The 19,296-nt window shown below is 72.8% G+C and carries 13 protein-coding genes; 5 read left to right on the forward strand and 8 right to left on the reverse strand.

Features of this window, described 5'->3' with window-relative positions; translation table 11 throughout:
* Positions 1-40 precede the first annotated feature (40 nt).
* The 3 genes from mfd to AC3IYJ_RS15660 all read right to left on the reverse strand — a co-directional run bounded on the left by mfd (position 41) and on the right by AC3IYJ_RS15660 (position 7,127).
* Entirely contained in the window at positions 41-3,577 is a 3,537-nt protein-coding gene (gene mfd, locus AC3IYJ_RS15650; RefSeq protein WP_489401897.1) for a transcription-repair coupling factor, read from the reverse strand.
* Positions 3,578-3,780: 203 nt separating this feature from the next.
* Entirely contained in the window at positions 3,781-6,354 is a 2,574-nt protein-coding gene (locus AC3IYJ_RS15655) for an ABC transporter permease (protein ID WP_489401898.1), read from the reverse strand.
* Positions 6,351-7,127, reverse strand: coding sequence for an ABC transporter ATP-binding protein (locus AC3IYJ_RS15660; protein ID WP_489401899.1), 777 nt, complete (start codon positions 7,125-7,127; stop codon positions 6,351-6,353). The genes AC3IYJ_RS15655 and AC3IYJ_RS15660 overlap by 4 nt, the downstream gene beginning before the upstream one ends.
* Positions 7,128-7,455: 328 nt before the next feature.
* Here AC3IYJ_RS15660 and AC3IYJ_RS15665 point away from each other — a divergent pair, with 328 nt between their 5' ends.
* Together AC3IYJ_RS15665 and AC3IYJ_RS15670 are read left to right on the forward strand one after the other, a co-directional pair.
* Complete coding sequence (locus AC3IYJ_RS15665) at positions 7,456-9,048, forward strand: MFS transporter (protein ID WP_489401900.1); 1,593 nt, start codon at positions 7,456-7,458, stop codon at positions 9,046-9,048.
* A gap of 118 nt (positions 9,049-9,166) precedes the next feature.
* Positions 9,167-9,997, forward strand: a complete 831-nt coding sequence (locus AC3IYJ_RS15670) for a hypothetical protein (protein WP_489401901.1) — start codon at positions 9,167-9,169, stop codon at positions 9,995-9,997.
* Positions 9,998-10,042: 45 nt separating this feature from the next.
* Here the strand turns inward: AC3IYJ_RS15670 and AC3IYJ_RS15675 are convergent, their stop codons facing one another.
* Positions 10,043-10,909, reverse strand: coding sequence for an alpha/beta fold hydrolase (locus AC3IYJ_RS15675; protein ID WP_489401902.1), 867 nt, complete (start codon positions 10,907-10,909; stop codon positions 10,043-10,045).
* Positions 10,910-11,005: 96 nt separating this feature from the next.
* On the opposite strand from AC3IYJ_RS15675, the gene AC3IYJ_RS15680 reads away from it, so the two are divergent.
* Positions 11,006-11,569, forward strand: a complete 564-nt coding sequence (locus AC3IYJ_RS15680) for a CGNR zinc finger domain-containing protein (RefSeq protein ID WP_489401903.1) — start codon at positions 11,006-11,008, stop codon at positions 11,567-11,569.
* Positions 11,570-11,634: 65 nt separating this feature from the next.
* On the opposite strand, the gene AC3IYJ_RS15685 is transcribed toward AC3IYJ_RS15680, so the two are convergent.
* The 3 genes from AC3IYJ_RS15685 to AC3IYJ_RS15695 all read right to left on the reverse strand — a co-directional run bounded on the left by AC3IYJ_RS15685 (position 11,635) and on the right by AC3IYJ_RS15695 (position 16,193).
* Entirely contained in the window at positions 11,635-12,507 is an 873-nt protein-coding gene (locus tag AC3IYJ_RS15685) for a DivIVA domain-containing protein (RefSeq protein WP_489401904.1), read from the reverse strand.
* 154 nt (positions 12,508-12,661) lie between these two features.
* Positions 12,662-15,160 carry an SUKH-4 family immunity protein gene (locus tag AC3IYJ_RS15690; protein ID WP_489401905.1) on the reverse strand — a complete coding sequence of 833 codons (2,499 nt, stop codon included), beginning with the start codon at positions 15,158-15,160 and terminating at the stop codon, positions 12,662-12,664.
* A gap of 7 nt (positions 15,161-15,167) precedes the next feature.
* Entirely contained in the window at positions 15,168-16,193 is a 1,026-nt protein-coding gene (locus tag AC3IYJ_RS15695) for an SMI1/KNR4 family protein (protein WP_489401906.1), read from the reverse strand.
* A 335-nt stretch (positions 16,194-16,528) separates the two neighbouring features.
* On the opposite strand from AC3IYJ_RS15695, the gene AC3IYJ_RS15700 reads away from it, so the two are divergent.
* Complete coding sequence (locus tag AC3IYJ_RS15700; protein ID WP_489402829.1) at positions 16,529-17,131, forward strand: YwqJ-related putative deaminase; 603 nt, start codon at positions 16,529-16,531, stop codon at positions 17,129-17,131.
* 5 nt (positions 17,132-17,136) lie between these two features.
* Entirely contained in the window at positions 17,137-17,661 is a 525-nt protein-coding gene (locus AC3IYJ_RS15705) for an SUKH-3 domain-containing protein (RefSeq protein WP_489401907.1), read from the forward strand.
* Positions 17,662-17,798: 137 nt separating this feature from the next.
* On the opposite strand, the gene AC3IYJ_RS15710 is transcribed toward AC3IYJ_RS15705, so the two are convergent.
* Entirely contained in the window at positions 17,799-19,055 is a 1,257-nt protein-coding gene (locus tag AC3IYJ_RS15710) for a sensor histidine kinase (RefSeq protein WP_489401908.1), read from the reverse strand.
* Positions 19,056-19,296 lie beyond the last annotated feature (241 nt).

Consider the following 19,296-nt stretch of genomic DNA (forward strand, 5'->3'; position numbering starts at 1 on the left):
CAGTAGAGGCCCCCCGCCGCGGCCGCCGCCGCACACGGGGCTAGGAGCCGAGGATCGTGGCGAGGAACTCCCCGGTCCAGCCCAGCAGTTCCCGCCCGACCAGCGGCTTCCCGCCCACCCGCGCCGTCTTCGGCCGCGGGATCAGCACCTGCGAGGCGGCCGGCTTGAGCACGGAGCCCGGGTAGAGCCGCTTCAGGCGCAGCTCCTGGGATTCGCGCAACTCCACCGGCCCGAAGCGGATATTGGGGCCCTGGAGGGTGATGTCGCCGACCCCGCAGGCGCGGGCGAGCATCCGCAGCCCGGCCACCAGCAGCAGGTTCTCCACCGGCTCCGGCAGCTTGCCGTAGCGGTCGGTGAGCTCCTCGCGCACCGCCTTGACGTCCTCTTCGGAGTTGGCCGCCGCGATGGAGCGGTACGCCTGCAGCCGCAGCCGCTCGCCCGGCGCGTAGTCGTGCGGGACGTGCGCGTCGACCGGCAGCTCGATCTTGACCTCGAGCGGCGGCTCCTCCTCCGGCCCGCCCTCGATCGCCGCCCGGTAGTCGGCCACGGCCTCGCCGACCATGCGGATGTACAGGTCGAAGCCGACGCCCGCGATGTGGCCGGACTGCTCGCCGCCGAGCAGATTGCCCGCGCCGCGGATCTCCAGGTCCTTCATCGCCACGTACATGCCGGCGCCCATCTCGGTGTGCTGGGCGATCGTCGCGAGCCGCTCGTGGGCGGTCTCGGTCAGCGGCTTCTCCGGCGGGTAGAGGAAGTATGCGTACCCGCGCTCGCGGCCCCGGCCCACGCGGCCGCGCAGCTGGTGGAGCTGGGAGAGGCCGAAGTTGTCGCCGCGCTCGACGATGAGGGTGTTGGCGTTGGAGATGTCGATGCCCGACTCGACGATCGTCGTCGAGACGAGGACGTCGAACTTCTTCTCCCAGAAGTCCACCACGACCTGTTCCAGGGCCTGTTCGGACATCTGGCCGTGCGCCGTCGCGATCCGCGCCTCGGGCACGATCTCACGCAGCTTGGCGGCCGCCCGGTCGATGGACTCGACCCGGTTGTGGATGTAGAAGCACTGGCCCTCGCGGAGCAGCTCGCGGCGGATCGCGGCGCCGATCTGCTTCTCCTCGTAGGGGCCGACGAAGGTCAGGACCGGGTGGCGCTCCTCGGGCGGAGTGGTGATCGTGGACATCTCGCGGATGCCGGTGACCGCCATCTCCAGGGTGCGCGGGATCGGGGTCGCCGACATGGTCAGGACGTCGACGTTGGCACGCAGCTTCTTCAGCTGCTCCTTGTGCTCCACGCCGAACCGCTGCTCCTCGTCGACGATGACCAGACCCAGGTCCTTGAACTTGGTCTCCTGCGAGAACAGCCGGTGCGTACCGATGACGATGTCGACGGAGCCCTCGCGCAGCCCCTCCAGGGTCGCCTTGGACTCGCTGTCGCTCTGGAAGCGGGACAGCGCCTTCACCTTGACGGGGAACTGCGCGTACCGCTCGGAGAAGGTCCCGAAGTGCTGCTGCACCAGCAGGGTGGTGGGGACGAGGACGGCGACCTGCTTGCCGTCCTGGACGGCCTTGAAGGCGGCGCGGACCGCGATCTCCGTCTTTCCGTAGCCGACGTCGCCGCAGATCAGGCGGTCCATGGGGACCGACTTCTCCATGTCCTCCTTGACCTCGGCGATGGTGGTGAGCTGGTCGGGCGTCTCCGCGTACGGGAAGGCGTCCTCCAGCTCCCGCTGCCAGGGGGTGTCGGGGCCGAAGGTGTGGCCGGGGGCGGCCATCCGGGCGCTGTAGAGCTTGATCAGGTCGGCGGCGATCTCCTTGACGGCCTTCTTCGCGCGCGCCTTGGTCTTGGTCCAGTCGGCGCCGCCGAGCCGGTGCAGGGTCGGGGCCTCGCCGCCGACGTACTTGGTGACCTGCTCCAGCTGGTCGGTGGGGATGTAGAGGCGGTCCCCGGGCTGCCCGCGCTTGGCCGGGGCGTACTCCACCAGGAGGTACTCGCGGGTGGCGCCCTGCACGGTGCGCTGCACCATCTCCACGTACCGGCCGACGCCGTGCTGCTCGTGGACGATGTAGTCGCCGACCTCCAGGGTGAGGGGGTCGATCGTCTTGCGGCGCCGGGTCGGCATCCGGCCGAGGTCCTTGGTGGCGGTGCGCTGGCCGGTCAGATCGGTCTCGGTGAGGACGGCGAGCTTGAGGTCCGGGGCCACGAAGCCGTTGTCGAGGGAGCCGCACGAGACGTGGACCAGGGAGGGCTCCAGGGCGTCCAGGTTCGCCTCCAGCCTGGCCGCGATCCCCTCTCCGCCGAGCACCTCGACGGTACGGGCGGCCGGGCCGTGGCCCTCGGTGAGGTAGACGGTGTGCCAGCCGTCGGCGATCCAGGCCTTGGTGTCGGCGAGGGCGCGGGCGGTGTCGCCGCGGTAGGCCTCCGGGGCGCGCATGCCCAGGGTGAGGGTGTCGCTGCCGACCAACCCCTGCGCGTCGGCGGCGAACGGGGACACCGACCACCACATCATGCCGAGCTCGCGCGCGTGCTCCCGTACGTCGGCGATCCCGCGCAGCGAGGCCGCGCCCACGTCGATGGGGGCCTCGCCGCCGCCGGCGGTGGCCGCCCAGGAGGCCATCAGGAACTCCTGGCTCGTGGCCACCAGGTCGGAAGCGCGCGTGCGGACCCGCTCGGGGTCGCACACCACGGCCATCGACCCGGCGGGCAGGACGTCGATCAGCAGCTCCATGTCGTCGACCAGGACCGGCGCGAGGGATTCCATGCCCTCGACCGCGATCCCCTCGGCGATCTTGTTGAGCAGTTCGCCGAGCTCGGGGTGGCGCTCGGCGAGGGCCGCGGCCCGCTCCCGCACCTCGTCGGTCAGGAGCAGCTCGCGGCAGGGCGGGGCCCACAGGCCGTGCTGGGCGATCTCCAGGGACCGCTGGTCGGCGACCTTGAAGTAGCGGATCTCCTCGACCTCGTCGCCCCAGAACTCCACGCGCAGCGGGTGCTCCTCGGTGGGCGGGAACACGTCGAGGATCCCGCCGCGCACGGCGAACTCGCCGCGCTTCTCGACGAGCTCGACGCGGGCGTACGCGGCCGCGGCCAGCGCGTGCGTCACCTCGCCCAGGTCCACGCTCTCGCCCTGCCGCAGGCTCACCGGAACCAGGTCGCCCAACCCCTTGACCTGCGGCTGGAGTACTGAGCGGATCGGCGCGACGACCACCGAGACGGGGCCCGCCGCCGGATCGTCCTTGCTCGGGTGCGCGAGCCGGCGCAGTACGGCGATGCGGCGGCCCACGGTGTCGCTGCGCGGCGAGAGCCGTTCGTGGGGCAGCGTCTCCCAGGAGGGGTACTCCGCCACCTCGTCCGGCGGCAGAAGACTGCGCAGCGCGGCCGCCAGGTCCTCGGCCTCCCGGCCGGTGGCGGTGACCGCGAGGACGGTGCGCTCGGTACGGGCGGCCAGCGCGGCGATGACGAAGGGCCGCGCGGCGGCCGGGCCGACAAGGTCCACGTGCATGCGGTTGCCGTCCCCGGCCGCGGTGACCGCCTCGGCGAGTGCGGGGTCCCGGGTGACGGCGTCGAGCAGTCCGTGCAGGCTCATGAAGGCGGCTTTCCATCCGGTGAGGTGCCGTGGAGCGGCAACGCGAAGGACCCGACACGTCTCACGGGCCGGGGGTTCCCACCCTACGACGCGGGTGTGTCACTCGCGCGAGGGATCGGCCTCACGACACCGGCCCCGGTCCGCCCGAATGGGTGGACCGGGGCCGGTGCGTTTCCCCCGTACGACCGCCTAGCTACTCACTGCTACTCGCTGGCGATCGCGTTCAGGACGTTCATCCGGCCCGCCCGGAAGGCCGGGAAGAGCGCGGCGAGCAGGCCGACCAGGGCGGAGCCCGCGAAGACTCCGAGGATCGTCGGCCAGGGGATTTCCAGGACCTTCATGCCCTGGAGCGCGAGGAGCTGGTGGGCGGTGGCGCCCCAGCCCATGCCCAGGCCGAGGCCCAGCAGCGCTCCGAAGAGGGCGATGACCACCGACTCCAGGCGGATCATGCGGCGCAGCTGGCGGCGGGAGAGGCCGATGGCGCGCATCAGGCCGATCTCGCGGGTCCGCTCGACCACCGAGAGGGCCAGGGTGTTCACGACTCCGAGGATCGCGACGATGATCGCGAGGGCGAGGAGTGCGTAGACCACGTTCAGCAACTGGCCGACCTGGTCCTTCAGGGCCTGCTTGTAGTCGGTCTGGTTCTGCGCCGTGTACTGGGGGTACTCGGCCAGCGCCGCCTTGACCGCCTTGTACGCGGCGTCCTGCTGGCCGTCCTTCGCGCTGGCCAGCAGCATGAACGGCATCGGCATCTTGTCGGCCGGGAGGTTCGCCTCGGCGACGGCGAGGCTGGTGTACTTCATGCCCTTGTCGATGCCGCCCTCGTCGCTGGTGATCGCCGCGACCTTGAGCTTGGCGGTCTTGCCGCCGGTGAAGGCGACCGTCAGCTCGTCACCGAGCTTGACGTGGTGCTGGGTGGCGTACTCCGAGCCGACCGACATCGCGCCCGGCCCGTACGCCGCCGCGTGCTCCCCGGCGATCATCTTGCGCCGGATGTCCTTGGCGTACGTCGCCTCCTGGACGCCGAGTCCGTCCTGCGCGGTGGTGCCGTCGGGGGCCGTGATCTTGACGTCCACCTCCCGGTAGGCCGTGACGTGGTCCAGCCCCTGGGTCTTGCGGATGGCCTCCTCTGCCTGCGGTACGACCGGCTGCTGGGCCTGCGACTGGACGATGTAGTCCGCGCCGACCGACTTGTCGAGCTCCTCGGTGGCGGAGGCCACCATCGAGGACCCGACCACCGACAGGCAGGCGACCAGTGCGAGGCCGATCATCAGCGCGGCGGCGGTGGCGCCGGTACGGCGCGGGTTGCGCAGGGCGTTGCGCTCGGCGAGCCGGCCGATGGACCCGAAGGGCCGCAGCACCGGGGCCGACAGGGCCCGGACCACGACACCCGCGAGGAGCGGGCCGATCACGATGAAGCCGATGAGGGTGAACAGGACGCCCAGGGCGAGCCACAGGGCGCCGGTGCCCGCCTTGTCGGCGGTCGCGGCGAGGAACAGGCCGGCGGCGCCGATGCCGGTGAGCACCAGACCGAGGGCGGCCCGGACCCGGCCGGCCTTCCTGTCCCCGGGGGTGCCGACCTCGCGCAGGGCGGCCATCGGGGAGACCTTGCCGGCCCGGCGGGCCGGGATGTAGGCGGAGACCACCGTCACGATGACGCCGAGGACCATGCCGGCGACCGGGGTGGTCCAGGCGATGGTCAGGTCGTCGGTGGACAGGTTCATGCCCATCTGGCCCATCAGCTTCATCAGGCCGACGGCCAGGCCGATGCCTGCCCCGACCCCGAGGGCCGAACCGACGATCCCGAGCAGAAGGGCTTCGACGACCACGGACTTGAGCACCTGGCCGCTGTCGGCCCCGATGGCGCGCATCAGGCCGATCTCACGGGTGCGCTGGGCGACCAGCATCGAGAAGGTGTTGAAGATCAGGAAGATGCCGACGAGGAAGGCGATCCCGGCGAAGCCGAGCATCACCCACTTCATGATGTCGAGGAAGGACATGTCCTTGCGGTTGGCGTCCGCGGCTTCCTTGGCGGTCTGCAGTTTGTACGTGTCCGCCCCGACGGCCGAAGCGATGTTCTGCTTGAGCTGCTCGTCGCTCACCCCGTCCTTGGCGGTGACGTTGACGAGCGAGAAGGCGTCGGGGGAACCGAGCAGCTTCTGCTGAGCGGTGGCGGTGTCGAAGTAGACGACGGTCGCACCCGGGTTGGTCACGGCGAAGGCGGCAATGCCGGTGATCTTGGAGCGGATGTCGCCGGTGACGGCGATGGTGCGGATGTCGTCACCCAGCTTGAGGTGGTGCTTCTTCGCGGTGTCGCCGTCGATCATCACGTCGGTGGGGCCGCGCGGGGCCTGCCCTTCGATGATCTTCATCGACTTCAGTTCGTTCTCGGTCCAGTTGCCCGCGAAGGTCGGGGCGCCGGTGGTGGAACCGAGGTTCTCGTTCTTGGAGTTGACGACGGTGACGGCCATCGACGTGACGCCGCCCTCGACGGACTTCACGCCTTCGGCCTTCTTCACCTGCGCGACGACCGAGGCGGACAGCGTCTCGGGCCGGCCGGTGTTCGCGGTCTCACCGCTGGTCTCGACCTTCTTCGGAGTCACCGTGACATCGGACCCGGTGACCGCGAACAGCTTGTCGAAGGTGGTGTTCATGGTGTCGGTGAACACCAGGGTGCCGCAGACGAAGGCGACGGAGAGCATGACGGCGACGGCGGAGAGCGCCATCCGCCCCTTGTGCGCGAAGAAGTTGCGTCGCGCGGTCTTCATGACGGTCATGACGTCCGCCCGCGCGCGTCGAAGTCCTTCATGCGGTCCAGGACCTGGTCGGCGGTGGGTGCGAGCAGCTCGTCCACGATCCGGCCGTCGGCGAGGAAGATGACGCGGTCGGCGTAGGAGGCGGCGACCGGGTCGTGGGTGACCATCACGATGGTCTGGCCCAGCTCGTCGACCGAGCGGCGCAGGAAGCCGAGCACCTCGGCGCCGGCCCGGGAGTCCAGGTTTCCGGTCGGCTCGTCACCGAAGATGATCTGCGGGCGGGCGGCCAGGGCACGGGCGACGGCCACGCGCTGCTGCTGACCGCCGGACAGCTCGGTCGGCCGGTGCTTGAGGCGCCCCGCCAGGCCCACCGTCTCCACGACCCGGTTCAGCCACTCCGCATCGGCCTTGCGGCCCGCGATGTCCATGGGGAGCGTGATGTTCTCCAGGGCGTTGAGCGTCGGCAGCAGGTTGAAGGCCTGGAAGATGAAGCCGATCCGGTCGCGGCGCAGCTGCGTGAGCTTCTTGTCCTTGAGGCCGGTGATCTCGGTTTCGTCCAGGAAGATCTGGCCGCTGGTCACCGTGTCCAGGCCGGCGAGGCAGTGCATCAGCGTGGACTTGCCGGAGCCCGAGGGCCCCATGATCGCGGTGAACTGGCCCGCCTGGATGTCCACGTCCACACAATCGAGGGCGGTCACCCGGGTCTCGCCGGAGCCGTAGGCCTTGACGACCTGCCGCGCCCGCGCCGCGACGGCTCCATGCCCTCCAGTGCCCCCGTGCCTGGTTTCGGTCATAGCCGTTGTCACGGTGTGTCCCCCTCGATCGTTGCGATTCTTTGCTCTTGAAGTCTGTCCGGGCGGGGGGCTCTGGCGCGCTGGTGCCAAGCGCCGTATTGATAGGGGTGCTAGCCCTACCCCCCGGACTCCCCGTCCCCGTAGAAACCAGTTAAAGGCCGCGTGCGCCGGACTTCCTCATCCGCCGGGACGAAGCGTCCCTGGCTCCTTGTGAGGAGCAACCCCTAGGGGTTCTCGGCCTTCCGGAGGACGCGGCCTGGGGGATGCCGGCCCGTCGCGGGGCGGTGAGAAGGTATCTGCGCAGGTACGTACGGGGGAAGGACAGGTCATGGCCTCAGGGGAGAGCACGGGCGCGAGTACCGACGGCGGCGTCGACGGCCCGGCCGACGGCATACCCCGGGCCGGGGCCGGCGCGTCCGAGGGCCGGGCGCCCGCTCGGCCCCGTACCGCCGTCGTCGCCGCGCTCATGCTGACGATGGGGCTCGTCGCCCTGGACGGGGCCATCGTCTCCACCGCCGTCCCGCAGATCGTCGGCGACCTCGGCGGCTTCGCCGTCTTCTCCTGGATCTTCTCCGGCTACATCCTCGCCGGAACCGTCACCCTGCCCGTCTACGGCAAGTTCTCCGACACCTACGGCCGCAAGCCCGTCCTGCTCTTCGGCATCAGCCTGTTCCTCCTCGGCTCGCTGCTGTGCGCGGGCGCCTGGAACATGGCCGCCCTCATCGCCTTCCGGATCCTCCAGGGCCTCGGCGGCGGCGCCCTGCAAGGGACCGTCCAGACCCTGGCCGCCGACCTCTACCCGCTCAAGGACCGCCCGCGCATCCAGGCCCGGATGTCCGTGGTGTGGGCCACCTCCGCACTGGCCGGCCCGGCGCTCGGCGGGCTCATCGCCTCGTACGCCGACTGGCGCTGGATCTTCCTGATCAACCTCCCGCCGGCGGCCGCCGCCCTGTGGATCATCAGCCGTCACCTGGCCGAGCCCCACCGCGCCCCGGGCCGCCGGGGCCCCGTCGACTGGGCCGGCGCCCTCGGCGTCTTCGCCTGCGGCGGGCTGCTGCTCTTCGCCCTCGTCCAGGGCGGCGTCGCCTGGCCCTGGCTGTCCGCGCCCTCGCTGGGGCTGCTGGGGGCGAGCGCGGCCCTCGGCGCACTGGTCGTCCGGATCGAACGGCGGGCCGCAGAACCGATCCTGCCCGGCTGGGTGTGGCGCCGGCGCACCATCGCCGCCGTCAACCTCGCCATGGCGGCGCTCGGCCTGCTGATGGTCGCCCCGATGGTGTTCATGCCGACGTACGCGCAGACCGTGCTCGGCCTCGGCCCCACCAGCGCCGGCCTGGTCACCTCCGCGATGACCCTGAGCTGGCCCATCAGCGCCGCCTTCGCCCAGCACGTCTACCGTCGGATCGGCTTCCGCAACAGCGCCGCCGTCGGGGTCTCGCTGGCCGCCGTCATACTCTTCTCCTTCACCCTGCTCCCCTACCCCGCCGCCCCCTGGCAGCCCGCGCTGATCATGTTCCTGCTGGGCGGGGCCCTCGGCCTCTTCCAGCTCCCGCTGATCGTCGGGGTCCAGTCCACGGTGGGCTGGGCGGAGCGCGGAACCACCACCGCTTCGGTGCTGTTCTGCCGCAACGTCGGCCAGAGCATCGGAGCGGCCCTGCTCGGGGCCGTCGCCAACGCCACCATCACCGGCCGGCTGACGGACGCCCCGGTGGCCGGACTCCCCTCGCACCTGGACGACGTGTCCAAGGCCCTGGCCCAGCCGGGCCTGATCCCCGCGGACGCCACCGACTACCTGCGGCGAGCGGTGGACGCCGCCGGGGACCACATCTTCCTCGGCGCGTCACTGGCGGCGGTCGCCTCGGCGCTGGTGCTGCTGCTGCTGGCGCCGCGCAGGTTCCCGGTCCTGCCGGAACTCCGCGAGTAGGACGGGAGCGGGCGGGAGGAGGACGGGCGGGTGCGCGGCGCGGGGACGCGTGGATGACTTGTCATGAACCGACCGAACGGGTAACCCTCTGCGGAGACACACTCCCTGGGGGGACACCTTGTTTTCCGCGCTCTTCGCCCTCGCGTTACTCGCCGCCGTCACCGGCCCCGTCACCCTGCGGCTGGTCCGGCACCCCGGTTTCGTCACCGGCCGCGACGGCCGCCTGTCCACCTCGACCACCCTGGCCCTGGCCTGGACGGTGATCCTGGTCTGGCTGCTCCTGGCGATCCTCGCCTACGGGCTCACCGCGGGCGGCGGAGTCGGCTGGTTCCAGGGCCCCGAAGGCCCCCTGTCCTCGCTGACGAGCGTCTACCTCCCGCTGCTCGGGGGCCCGTACGCCGCCATGATCGGGGCGAAGGCGGTGGTCGGCGTGCGCGTGGAGAACGGCAGCATGGCCAAGCCCGCGCCCAAGGACGCCGGGCGGCGCCCGCTGCACGACCTGATCTCGAACGACGGCGGGCGCACCGACCTGGTCGACCTGCAGTACGTCGCCCTGAGCGCGGTCACGATGCTCTACGTGGTGGCGTTCTTCGTGACGGACGTCGGCGGCGGACTGCCCAGGCTCCCGGAGCAGATGTGGGCGCTGACGGGAGCCCCGGCCGGGGCCTACCTGGTCAACAAGATGGCGACCCGGGCCAATCCCGTCATCACCCGCGTCACGGTCGCCGACGGGCAGTTGCTCGTCGGGGGCGGCGGCTTCGGCGGCGATCCGCGCGTTGAACTGGACTCCGTACCGCTCCCGGCTGCCGACACCTCCGTCGACGCGTCCGGCGCCGCCCTGACGGCCTCCCTGCCGACCCCGCCGCCGACCGCCTTCACCGTGGTGGTGAGCACCGCCAGGGGGCTGCGCAGCGACCCCTTCCGGCACGAGGCGGCCGGCGCCGGCTGAGGCGGCCGCCCACACGCCGAGCCGGCCGCCCACCGCGGGCGGGGCTCAGCCCAGCTTCGCCAGGAAGCCCTCGATCAGCGGGGCGATCTCCGCGAGGTGCGTCTCCAGCGCGAAGTGCCCGGCGCCCTCGAAGAGGTGCACCTCGGCGTCCGGCACGTCCTGCTGGTACGCCTTCGCCCCCGCGGGCAGGAAGAAGGGGTCACCCTCGCCCCAGACCACGAGGACCGCGACGCCCGCCGTCCGGAGCCAGGCCTGCCAGGCCGGGTAGTGGGCGAAGTTCGAGTGGTAGTCGAAGGCGAGGTCGGCCTGGGCGTCGGCGCGGCCGGGCAGGCTCAGGTAGTGGACGTCGAGCGTCCAGTTGTCCGGGTTGATCAGGGAGGTGTCGGCGACGCCCGCCTCGTACTGGAACCGGGTGCCGTCCTCGCCGAACAGCCCCCGCACCTGCTCCTCGTTGCCCGGCACGTCGCGGCGCAGCCCGGAGAACTCCCGGGCCATGTCGGAGAGGCCCTCCTCGTACGCGTTGCCGTTCTGCACGATCAGGCCTGTCACCCGGTCCGGCCGGCGCTCGGCGAGGCGCAGGCCGACGGGGGCGCCGAAGTCGAAGACGTAGAGGGCGTAGCTCTCCAGGGCGAGGGCGTCGGTGAAGCCCTCGACGATGTCCGCGAGCCGGTCGAAGGTGTACGTGAACCCGTCCGGGGCCCGGGTGCGGCCGAAGCCGGGGTAGTCCGGGGCTATGAGCCGGTACGGGGTGGAGCCGAGGGCGTCCATCAGCCGGGCGAACTGGTGCGAGGAGGTCGGGAAGCCGTGCAGGAGGAGCAGGACGGGGCCGTCCGCCGGTCCGCTCTCGCGGTAGGCGACCTGGACTCCGGCAACGTCGGCGATGCGGTGGCGGATGGCGGGCACGACAGTCATCACATTCCTCCAGGGGCGTTGTTTCCATTAGTGTCACTGGAGATCGCTAACGGGTCAAGAGTCGTCTCACCCATTAGTCGGAGCTAGAGTGGAACCATGACAGCGACTTTCCCCCTCACCGGCGAACCCCTCGCCCTGGACCTCCTCAACACCGACACCGCGATCGGGGACCTCGTCGCGGACCCGGCGGGGCTGGCGGACTGGCTGGAGACCCAGCGGGGCCGTCTGAGCGGGCTCGCGCCGGTGGGCGCGGCGGAGGTCGCCGCCGTCCACTCCGTACGGGAGGCGGCGCGCGCGGCCCTGACCGCGGCCCGCGCCGGCGCCGAGCCCCCGGCGGGGGCGATGCGCACCCTGAACTCCGCGCTGGCCGCCGCCCCCTCGCACCGGGAGCTCGCCTGGACCCCCGAGGCCGGGCTGACGGCCACCGCCGTCCGCGCGCCCGGGGTGCCCGCCGCCCGCAGGCTCGCGGCGGAGCTGGCGGAGTCGGTGGCGGAGCTGCTGCTCGGAGGGCGGATCGGGGAGGTCCGCCAGTGCGAGGGCGCGGAGTGCGTGCTGCTGTTCCTTCCGGCACATCCGCGACGCCGCTGGTGCGTGGCCTCGATCTGCGGAAACCGCGCCCGGGTGGCCCGCTACTACGCCCGCCACAAGCCCGCCCCGTAGCCGCGCGGAACCGGTCGGGGGGACCTGGGCGGAGCGACCGGGACGACCGGGGTGACCTGGGTGGCTCAGCCCTCGGCCGGAGCCCGGCCCGTCAGGGCCGCGAGGCTGGAGCGGACGTGGTTCATGTGGGCCCGCATCTCCTCCTGGGACTCCGCGTGCTCGCGCAGGATCCGGTCCGTCTCCCGGCCGACCCGCTCCTCCTGCACCCGGGCCTCGGCGATCAGCTCCCGGCCCCTGGCCTCCGCGTCCTCCTGACCGTGCCGCGCGGCCTCCTGCGTCTGCGCGAACCCGCGCTTCGCCTCCGCCAGCCGGGACTCCGCGTAGCGCTCCAGCTCCGCGTGCCGGGCCTCCAGCTCCGCCTCCCGAGCCGCCAGTTCCCGTTCCGCCGCGTCCCACCGCTCCGTGTGTTCCTGCTCGCGCTCCGCGAGCAGCGCGTCCGACCGGCGCCGCATCTCGGCCAGCCCCGCCTGCGCGTCCGCCCGCCACGCCGCCGCGTCGTCCCGGGCCTCCGCCCGCGCGTCGTCCGCCTCGCGCCCCGCGCGCAGCAGTCCCTGCCGGGCCCGGACCTCGGTCTGCTCGCGCACCGCGTCCGCGTCCGTGCGCGCCAGCTCGGCCACCCGGTCGGCATGCGCCTCGGCGGCTCCGGCCGCGGCCAGCGCGTCCGCGCGCGCGTCCAGCCGCAGCGTCTCGGACTCCTCCTCGGCCAGCAGCAGGATCCGGCGGGCGCGCTCGCTGAGCTCGTCGTACGTCTGCGGGGCCAGCGCGGCCACCTCGGCGCCCAGCCGCTCCGCCTCCGCCTCCATCTGCCGGGCCAGCACGGTCAGCCGGGCCACCCGCTCCCAGGCCTCGTCCCGGCTCCCCGACAGCCGCGCGAGGTACCGGTCCACCTCTTCCATGCGGTAGCCGCGACCGCGCACGGTCGTAAAGGGTGCACTCATCCTGGAAGCGCCTCTCTCGCGGGGGTTCCTGTCAAGGATGCGTCATTTGGTGGCAGAAGCCCGAATGGCCGGGCCGGGACCCTGTTCGAGGGTCCCAACCCGGCCATCCGGATCAGCGAGTGATCACCGCGCGATCAGCGGCAGCGGGAGACGATTAGAGAAGTCCGTCCCACATCTGCTCCAGCAGGACCGACCACCAGTTCTCCGGGGAAGCCAGCGCGGCACTGTCGAGCCCGGCCAGATTCGCCTGGAAATCAACGGTCCAGCGGCCCGCCTGCTCCGGCGTCAGGTGCTGGCGCAGCCGCCACATGTGGCCGAGCATCGCCAGCGAGCGCACGAACTGCGGCAGCGAGGAGTTCACGAACTGCGGCGGCACCGGCGCACCGCCCGGACCGGCCTCCACCGGCACCGCGACGATGTGCGCGGTCCCGTACTGCACGCACAGCGCCTTGCCGAAGTCGCTGCCGACCACGAGGTAGGAGCCCGCGTCCGAGGCCGGCTGCACCTGCCGCTGCGCCGCCATTTCGGCCAGCGTCGGCAGCGGGGCACCCGGTACGGCCTGCGCCCAGAAGAACGGCCCGAAATCGACCGGCAGTCCGGACCACATCAGCGTCTGCGCCACGATCTCCGGCACACCCTGGCGGGACACCGCGCGCTGCTCGAAGCGGAAGACGCCCTGCGGCCCGAAGGCCCCCGTCAGCTCCTGCGCGATCGCGTCCAGCGGGATCGCCGGCTGCAACGGCACCTGCGGCAGCGGCGCGCGGACCGGCGCGGGACGCGCCGGACCGTCCGCCACCTGGTGCAGTTCGCCCTGATGGGTCAGCAGGTGCCGCATGCCCTGCTGCCGGCCCGCGTGGTCGGTCCCGTACGGGGCCACGCTCGTGATCCGGACCTGCGGCCAGGTCTCCCGGATCATGCGGGCGCAGTAACCGCCGGGCAGCTCGCACGAGGCCAGCTCGGTGTGCAGCTCCAGCACCTGCTGCGGAGGCACGTTCATCGCGCGCAGCTCGTACAGGATCTGCCACTCCGGGTGCGGGGTACCGGGCGCGGAGCGGCGGATGAGCTGCTGCTCGGAGCCGTCGGGCGCGCGGTAGCGCAGTACGGCCTGGTAGCCGGGACCGACCGTGGGCACCCCGGGGGCCGGGGCGGACGCCTGCGCCACGGGGGCCTGCGGTGCGGGACCGGGCGGGCCGGGCGGCTGGGGTACGCCGGGACCCGCGAGCATGGTCGCGGCGTGGTGCGCTCCGCCACCGGGAGCACCGGGAACCCCCGGCGGGCCGGGAGCCGCGGGCGGCTGACCGGTCACGGCGGGACCGGCCAGCATCGTCGCGGCATGGTCCAGCCCGGCACCCGGAGCACCGGGCGGGCCGGGGGGCGCGGGCGGCTGACCGGCGCCGGGCGCCCCGGGAGGACCGGGCGGGCCGGGCTGCTGCGGGCCACCGGGGGCCGCCAGCATGGTGGCGGCGTACGAGGCTCCGCCCCCGCCGGACCCACCGGGAGCACCGGGCGGGCCGGGAGGCGCGGGCGGCCGGCCGGTCACGGCCGGACCGGCCAGCATCGTCGCGGCATGGTCCAGCCCGGCACCGGACGCACCCGGAGCACCGGGAGCACCGGGCGGACCCGGGGGCGTCGGCTGCTGCGGGCCGTTCGGGCCCGCGAGCATGGTGGCGGCGTACGAAGGCTGCTCGGACCCGCCACCCGGCGCACCGGGCGGACCCGGCGGCGTCACGGGCGCGGCCGCGGACCGGTTGATCCGGGCCTTGCTCGTCGGCGCGTCGGCGATGTCACCGGACGGCGAACCGGGAGCCGGAGGCTGCGCCTGGGCCTGGGCCTGCGCCTGAGCGGGAGCCTGAGCCGGAGCCTGATTCGACGGCGGAACCGGTCCCGGCCCCGCGGCCGGCGCACCCGCCCCCAGGTCCAGCGCGGGCGTGGCCACGGCCGTCTTGGGCAGCTCGCTGCCCCGGGGCATCAGCGTGGTCCTGGCCTCCGGGCCCACCCCGGAGGACGGCGGGGCGTCCTCCAGGTCCGACCCGGACAGCGGCGGCGCGAACACCGTCGCGGGCAGCGGCACGGACACCGAGTCGTCGGCGTTCACGTCGGTCCCGGCCCAGGGCGTGGCACCGGCCGGCACCCCTTCGTTGGCGGTCGGCTCGTAGGGGACCTCGCCCCCGCGCCGCAACGGCACCGGCTCCGCGGCGGCCCCGGAACCGACCGGCGCGGCCGGAGCGGCCGGCGCCGCAGGGGTCGCCGGAGCCGCAGGGGCCGCAGGGGCCGCCGGCGGGATGCCCGCCCGGTCCGCGGCCTCCTGGAGCCACTCCGGCGGGCTCAGCATGAACGAGGTCTGCTCCGAGTCGATCCGCGGCACCGGAACCGAAGCCTCGGCCGGCGCGGCCGAAGCCCCGTACTCCTCCTCGTAGCGGCGGATCACCTCACCCACCGGCAGTCCCGGCCAGAGGGTCACCTCCCCGCTGTCCCGCGCGATGACCAGCCGCTGCCGGCCGCCGCCGGACACGGGACCGGCCGGGCGGTCCTCCGCCCACACCACGAAACCGAGCCCGAACTCCCGCACCCGCACCTCGCGGTGCTGGTACGCGGGAACGTCCCCGTTGATCCACTCCTCGGCGCGCTCCTGCGCCTGCGCAAACGTCACCATCGCGCCGTCACCCCTCTTCCGGCGCGGAACCCGCCGCCGGAACCGATCCGGCCACGGGAACCGAGCGTGCGAATCCGCCGTCCACCATCAGACCGGCCACCGTTTCCAGCTCCGGCGGATTGCCCGCCAGCCGCTCCAGAAAGGCGTCGAAATCCGTACCGCACGGCAGCAGCAATCGCTCCACGCGCTCCTGGACCGACCAGCCGTCCTGGTCGCGGGCGTCGTCGTACGGGGAGAACCACACCGAACCGACGGCACCCGCCGAGCTCCCGTCACGCACCTTCACCGCGACGAGCCCGCCCTGCGCGAAGGCCACGCAGAGGTAGTCCTTCGTGAGGTGGTCCCGCAGGCACTTGTTGACGTAGACGAGGTCGTTGACCGCCGCCTCCTCGCGCACCGTGAAGAACGGCTGGTCCACCAGCAGGCCGAGCTCCACGTCCAGCCCCGCACCCACGGGCGCGCAGCCGCCTGCCGCCTTCAGGAACGAGCGGTAGGCCTCCGGAAGCCGGTAGCCGAGGTCCTCCTCGACCCCCTGCACCTGCTGCTCGGAGACCGAGACCACCGTCTTGGGCAGCCCCAGGTGCACCGGGCGGACCTCCTGCAACGGCCGTGTGCCGCGCTTCTCGTGGTCCACCGCGGCCGTGGCCAGGCCAGCGTGGTGCCGCAGCAGCGCCTTGACCTCCACCGGAACCAGTTCCATCCGGCGGGTGCCGGACACGTGGTGCCAGGTCCAGCCGTGCGGGGTCGCCACCGGGCCGACCGTGTCCCACAGTTCGTGGCCGGTCGCCCGCATCGCGGCGTTCGCGGACACGCAGTCCGTCAGGCGGAGCTCGTCCACGCCGAAGCCCTCGGGCGGATCGGCGATCTCCACCGCCGCACGCGCGTAGGGCGCGAAGTCGGGATGCCCGTTCGCGTCGATGCGGACTCCGTGGGGATGGCGAGCGGCCCGGACGGGGTCCGGGAAATGCACGACCTGCCCCGAATAAGCGGCGTTGGGTGGCGCGGCCTGATGCCCGAGCCGACCTGTCGTCATGGCGGTAGCCCCCTGCTGGATCTGGCTGGTTCACCACAGCCTATGTGCTCCGGCAAGGGCATCAACCGCCCGCGAGCGGGGCACCGGCCAGGCAGCCGGGAAGATCCGAATTGATACGAATATTCGACCCCGCTTCCACATGTCAGGTGACATTTGACAGGCTGTCCCCACGGCACGGGGGCGTGCGCGACAGCGGCCACCACCGCGGCCACGGGAGGGAAAGCGCAACCATGCAGAACACGGCAACACGCACAGAACCGTCCGACGCCGGATCGGGAGCCACGGGAACCCCCGGACACCCGGGAACCGTTGGCCCCAAGGGCACCGTCGACCCCCTGTCCATACCGACACAGGGCAACCCCACCGGCCACCCGGCCGGAGCCACCACCGGCCACGGCACCGGAACCGGCAGCGGCAGCGGGCCCGCCGCCGGGCCTGTCACCGGGTCCGCCCAGGGCCCCGGCGACCCCCGCCTTCGCTGGGGCGGCGGCGACGGCCGTCCCGTCGTGCCCTCGCTCCGCTTCCGCCGCGACGGCATCCTGCCCACCGTGGCCGCCGCCCTGTCCGTACGCGGCGAGACCCTCACCGGCACCGCCGGCAAGGCCGACCTGCCCCCCGTACTGCACGCCCTCGTCCAGGACTTCCTCGACACCCTCACCAGCGGCCAGCGCGAACGCTTCACCGGCCGATGTCCGGAGGCGATCCTGCTCTCCCGCCACCTCGCCGCCGTCGAGGGCTCCCGCAGCAAGCGCGCCTCGCGCAAGCCGCTCACCCCGAGCGAGGCCCGCCGCTCCCTCAAGCACTCCAAGATCACCGCCCGCCGCATCCGCGAGGACGGCGACCCGCTCCACGGCAGCTACGCACCTCCCTGCCGCTCCTGCGAGGCCCTCCTCGCCCACTTCGGCGTACGCCCCGTCGACCTCACCCACCCCGAGTAGCCACCATGACCGCCACCTCCGCTTCCTACGACCGCTCCTCGGCCGCCCGCTTCCCGGTCGCCGTGGACTCCGCCCTGCGCTCGGCCGGCTGGGAGCCGGGCCGCTGGGACATCAAGCAGGCCGAGTACTGGGCCGACGCCCTGCGCGACCACACCACCCCCGCCGGGCACCGCCACACGGTCTTCCCGGCGGCCGTCGAAGCCTGGGCGGAGTTCGGGAACCTCACCGTCACCGCCCCGGGCCCCGGCCGCCAGATCGCTCCCACCGCGATACGGCTGGACCCCCTCACGGGCCTCCACATGGCCCGCACCTTCGCGGACCTCGGCCGCGCCCTCTCCACCCAGCTCTGCCCGCTCGGCGTCGAGGCCGACACGCACCTGACCGGAGGGGGGTCACACCTCGCCATCGACCGCGAGGGCCGGGTCTACTGCGTGGACCACACCGGCGACTGGTACCTCGGAGCCGGCCTCGACGAGGCCCTCACGCTCCTCCTGACCGGCCTCCAGCCGACCCGCCTGACGACGGCCTGACCCCCCAGCTCCGGAAGCCGCTCCCCGGCTTCCGGATACCGCCCCTCCTCCATCCGGAAGAGGTCCCCCTCGGATCCCCGTCGCAGCAGTGGTCCCCGACGGGATCGGCTGCGCCACCGGATCCCGGGCCCTCCCCGCTACCCCCTGTCGCTCGGCAGGACCGCCGAGACCTTGAAGCCGCCGCCGTCCGTCGGGCCGGACACGAAGACCCCGCCCAGGCCGAGGACCCGCTCCCGCATCCCGACCAGTCCGTTGCCGCCGCTCGGCAGCCCCGGCTCGTCGGCCTTGCCGTCGCACGGCCCGTTCTCCACCTGCATGGCGACCTCGCCCTCCCGGTGCGCCAGCCGTACGACGACCCGGGCGCCCGGAGCGTGCTTGTGGCAGTTGGTCAGCGCCTCCTGGACCACCCGGTACGCCGTCTGCTCCACCTCCGCCGCGTACGCGGCCGCGCACTCGCCCCGTACATCCAGCTCCACGGCCATCCCGGCCGCCCGCGACTGACCGACCAGCGCTTCCAGCTCCGCCAGCGTCGGCCCGTCGTCAAAACTCCCCACCAGGGCCACCGGCGCGGTCACGGCCACCGGCTTCGGCGCCTCCGCCCGCAGCACGCCGAGCATCTCCCGCAGCTCGGTCAGCGCCTGGCGGCCCATGTCCCCGACCAGCGCGGCGTTCTTCACGGCCTTCGCCGGGTCCTTGAGCGCGATCGCCTGCAGCGCCGCCGCGTGCACCACCATCAGCGACACCCGGTGCGCGACCACGTCGTGCATCTCCCGGGCGATCCGCGTCCGCTCCTCCGTACGGGCCCACTCGGCCCGCTCCTCCGCCCGGTCCGCGAGCAGCGACAGCTCCCGCTCCAGCGAGTCCGCGCGCTCGTGCAGGCTCTCCATCAGCCGCCTGCGGGCCGCCGTGTACAGCCCGAGCAGCGCCGGCGGCACGGTCAGCGCCACCGCCACGAACACGGACAGCACGATGACCAGGGTGTGACCGGCCCCCTCGTCCCCGCGGGTCCGCATGTACATCACCACGAAGATCGCGGCCAGCGACATCGACGCCAGGATCGCGGTGATCCGCCGGGGCACCTCGGAGGTGGCGAGCGTGTACAGCCCGACCACGCCGAGCAGGAACCCCATGGCCGCGGGCGACACGGCGATCCCGACCAGCACCACGGCGATCGGCCAGCGCCGCCGCAGTACGAGCGTGGCCCCGACCCCGAACCCGAACAGCACCCCGGCGAAGACCGGGATCCCCGCCTCGTGCGCGAACCCGACCCCTTCCCAGGCGCACTCGACGGCGGACACCCCGCCGAGCAGCACGTCCTCCACGGCATCCCGCCGCCGCGCCCACCACAAAGGCGGCCCAGCGCGGCCTTCCACTGCATCCCCCGTACTGGTCATGCGGTCCAGCGTACGCAGGGCCCCCACCACACCGGCGACCGAAATTCCAGCGCGCCGCCGGCGCTCGCACGTACGATCGTCCGGCCGGCCGCCCGGCCCGGACGCCTTCCCCGGACCGGGGGAACATGGGCGACACGCAACGTGGTTGCCTCTCGGTGCGTGTCCTCGAGGGCTCTGATTTGTACCGTCGCACTGATGGCGTCCAGTGCGGCATAGTAGGAGCCGTCAAAACCAACCACGA

Source organism: Streptomyces sp. GL_140 (assembly GCF_057834465.1).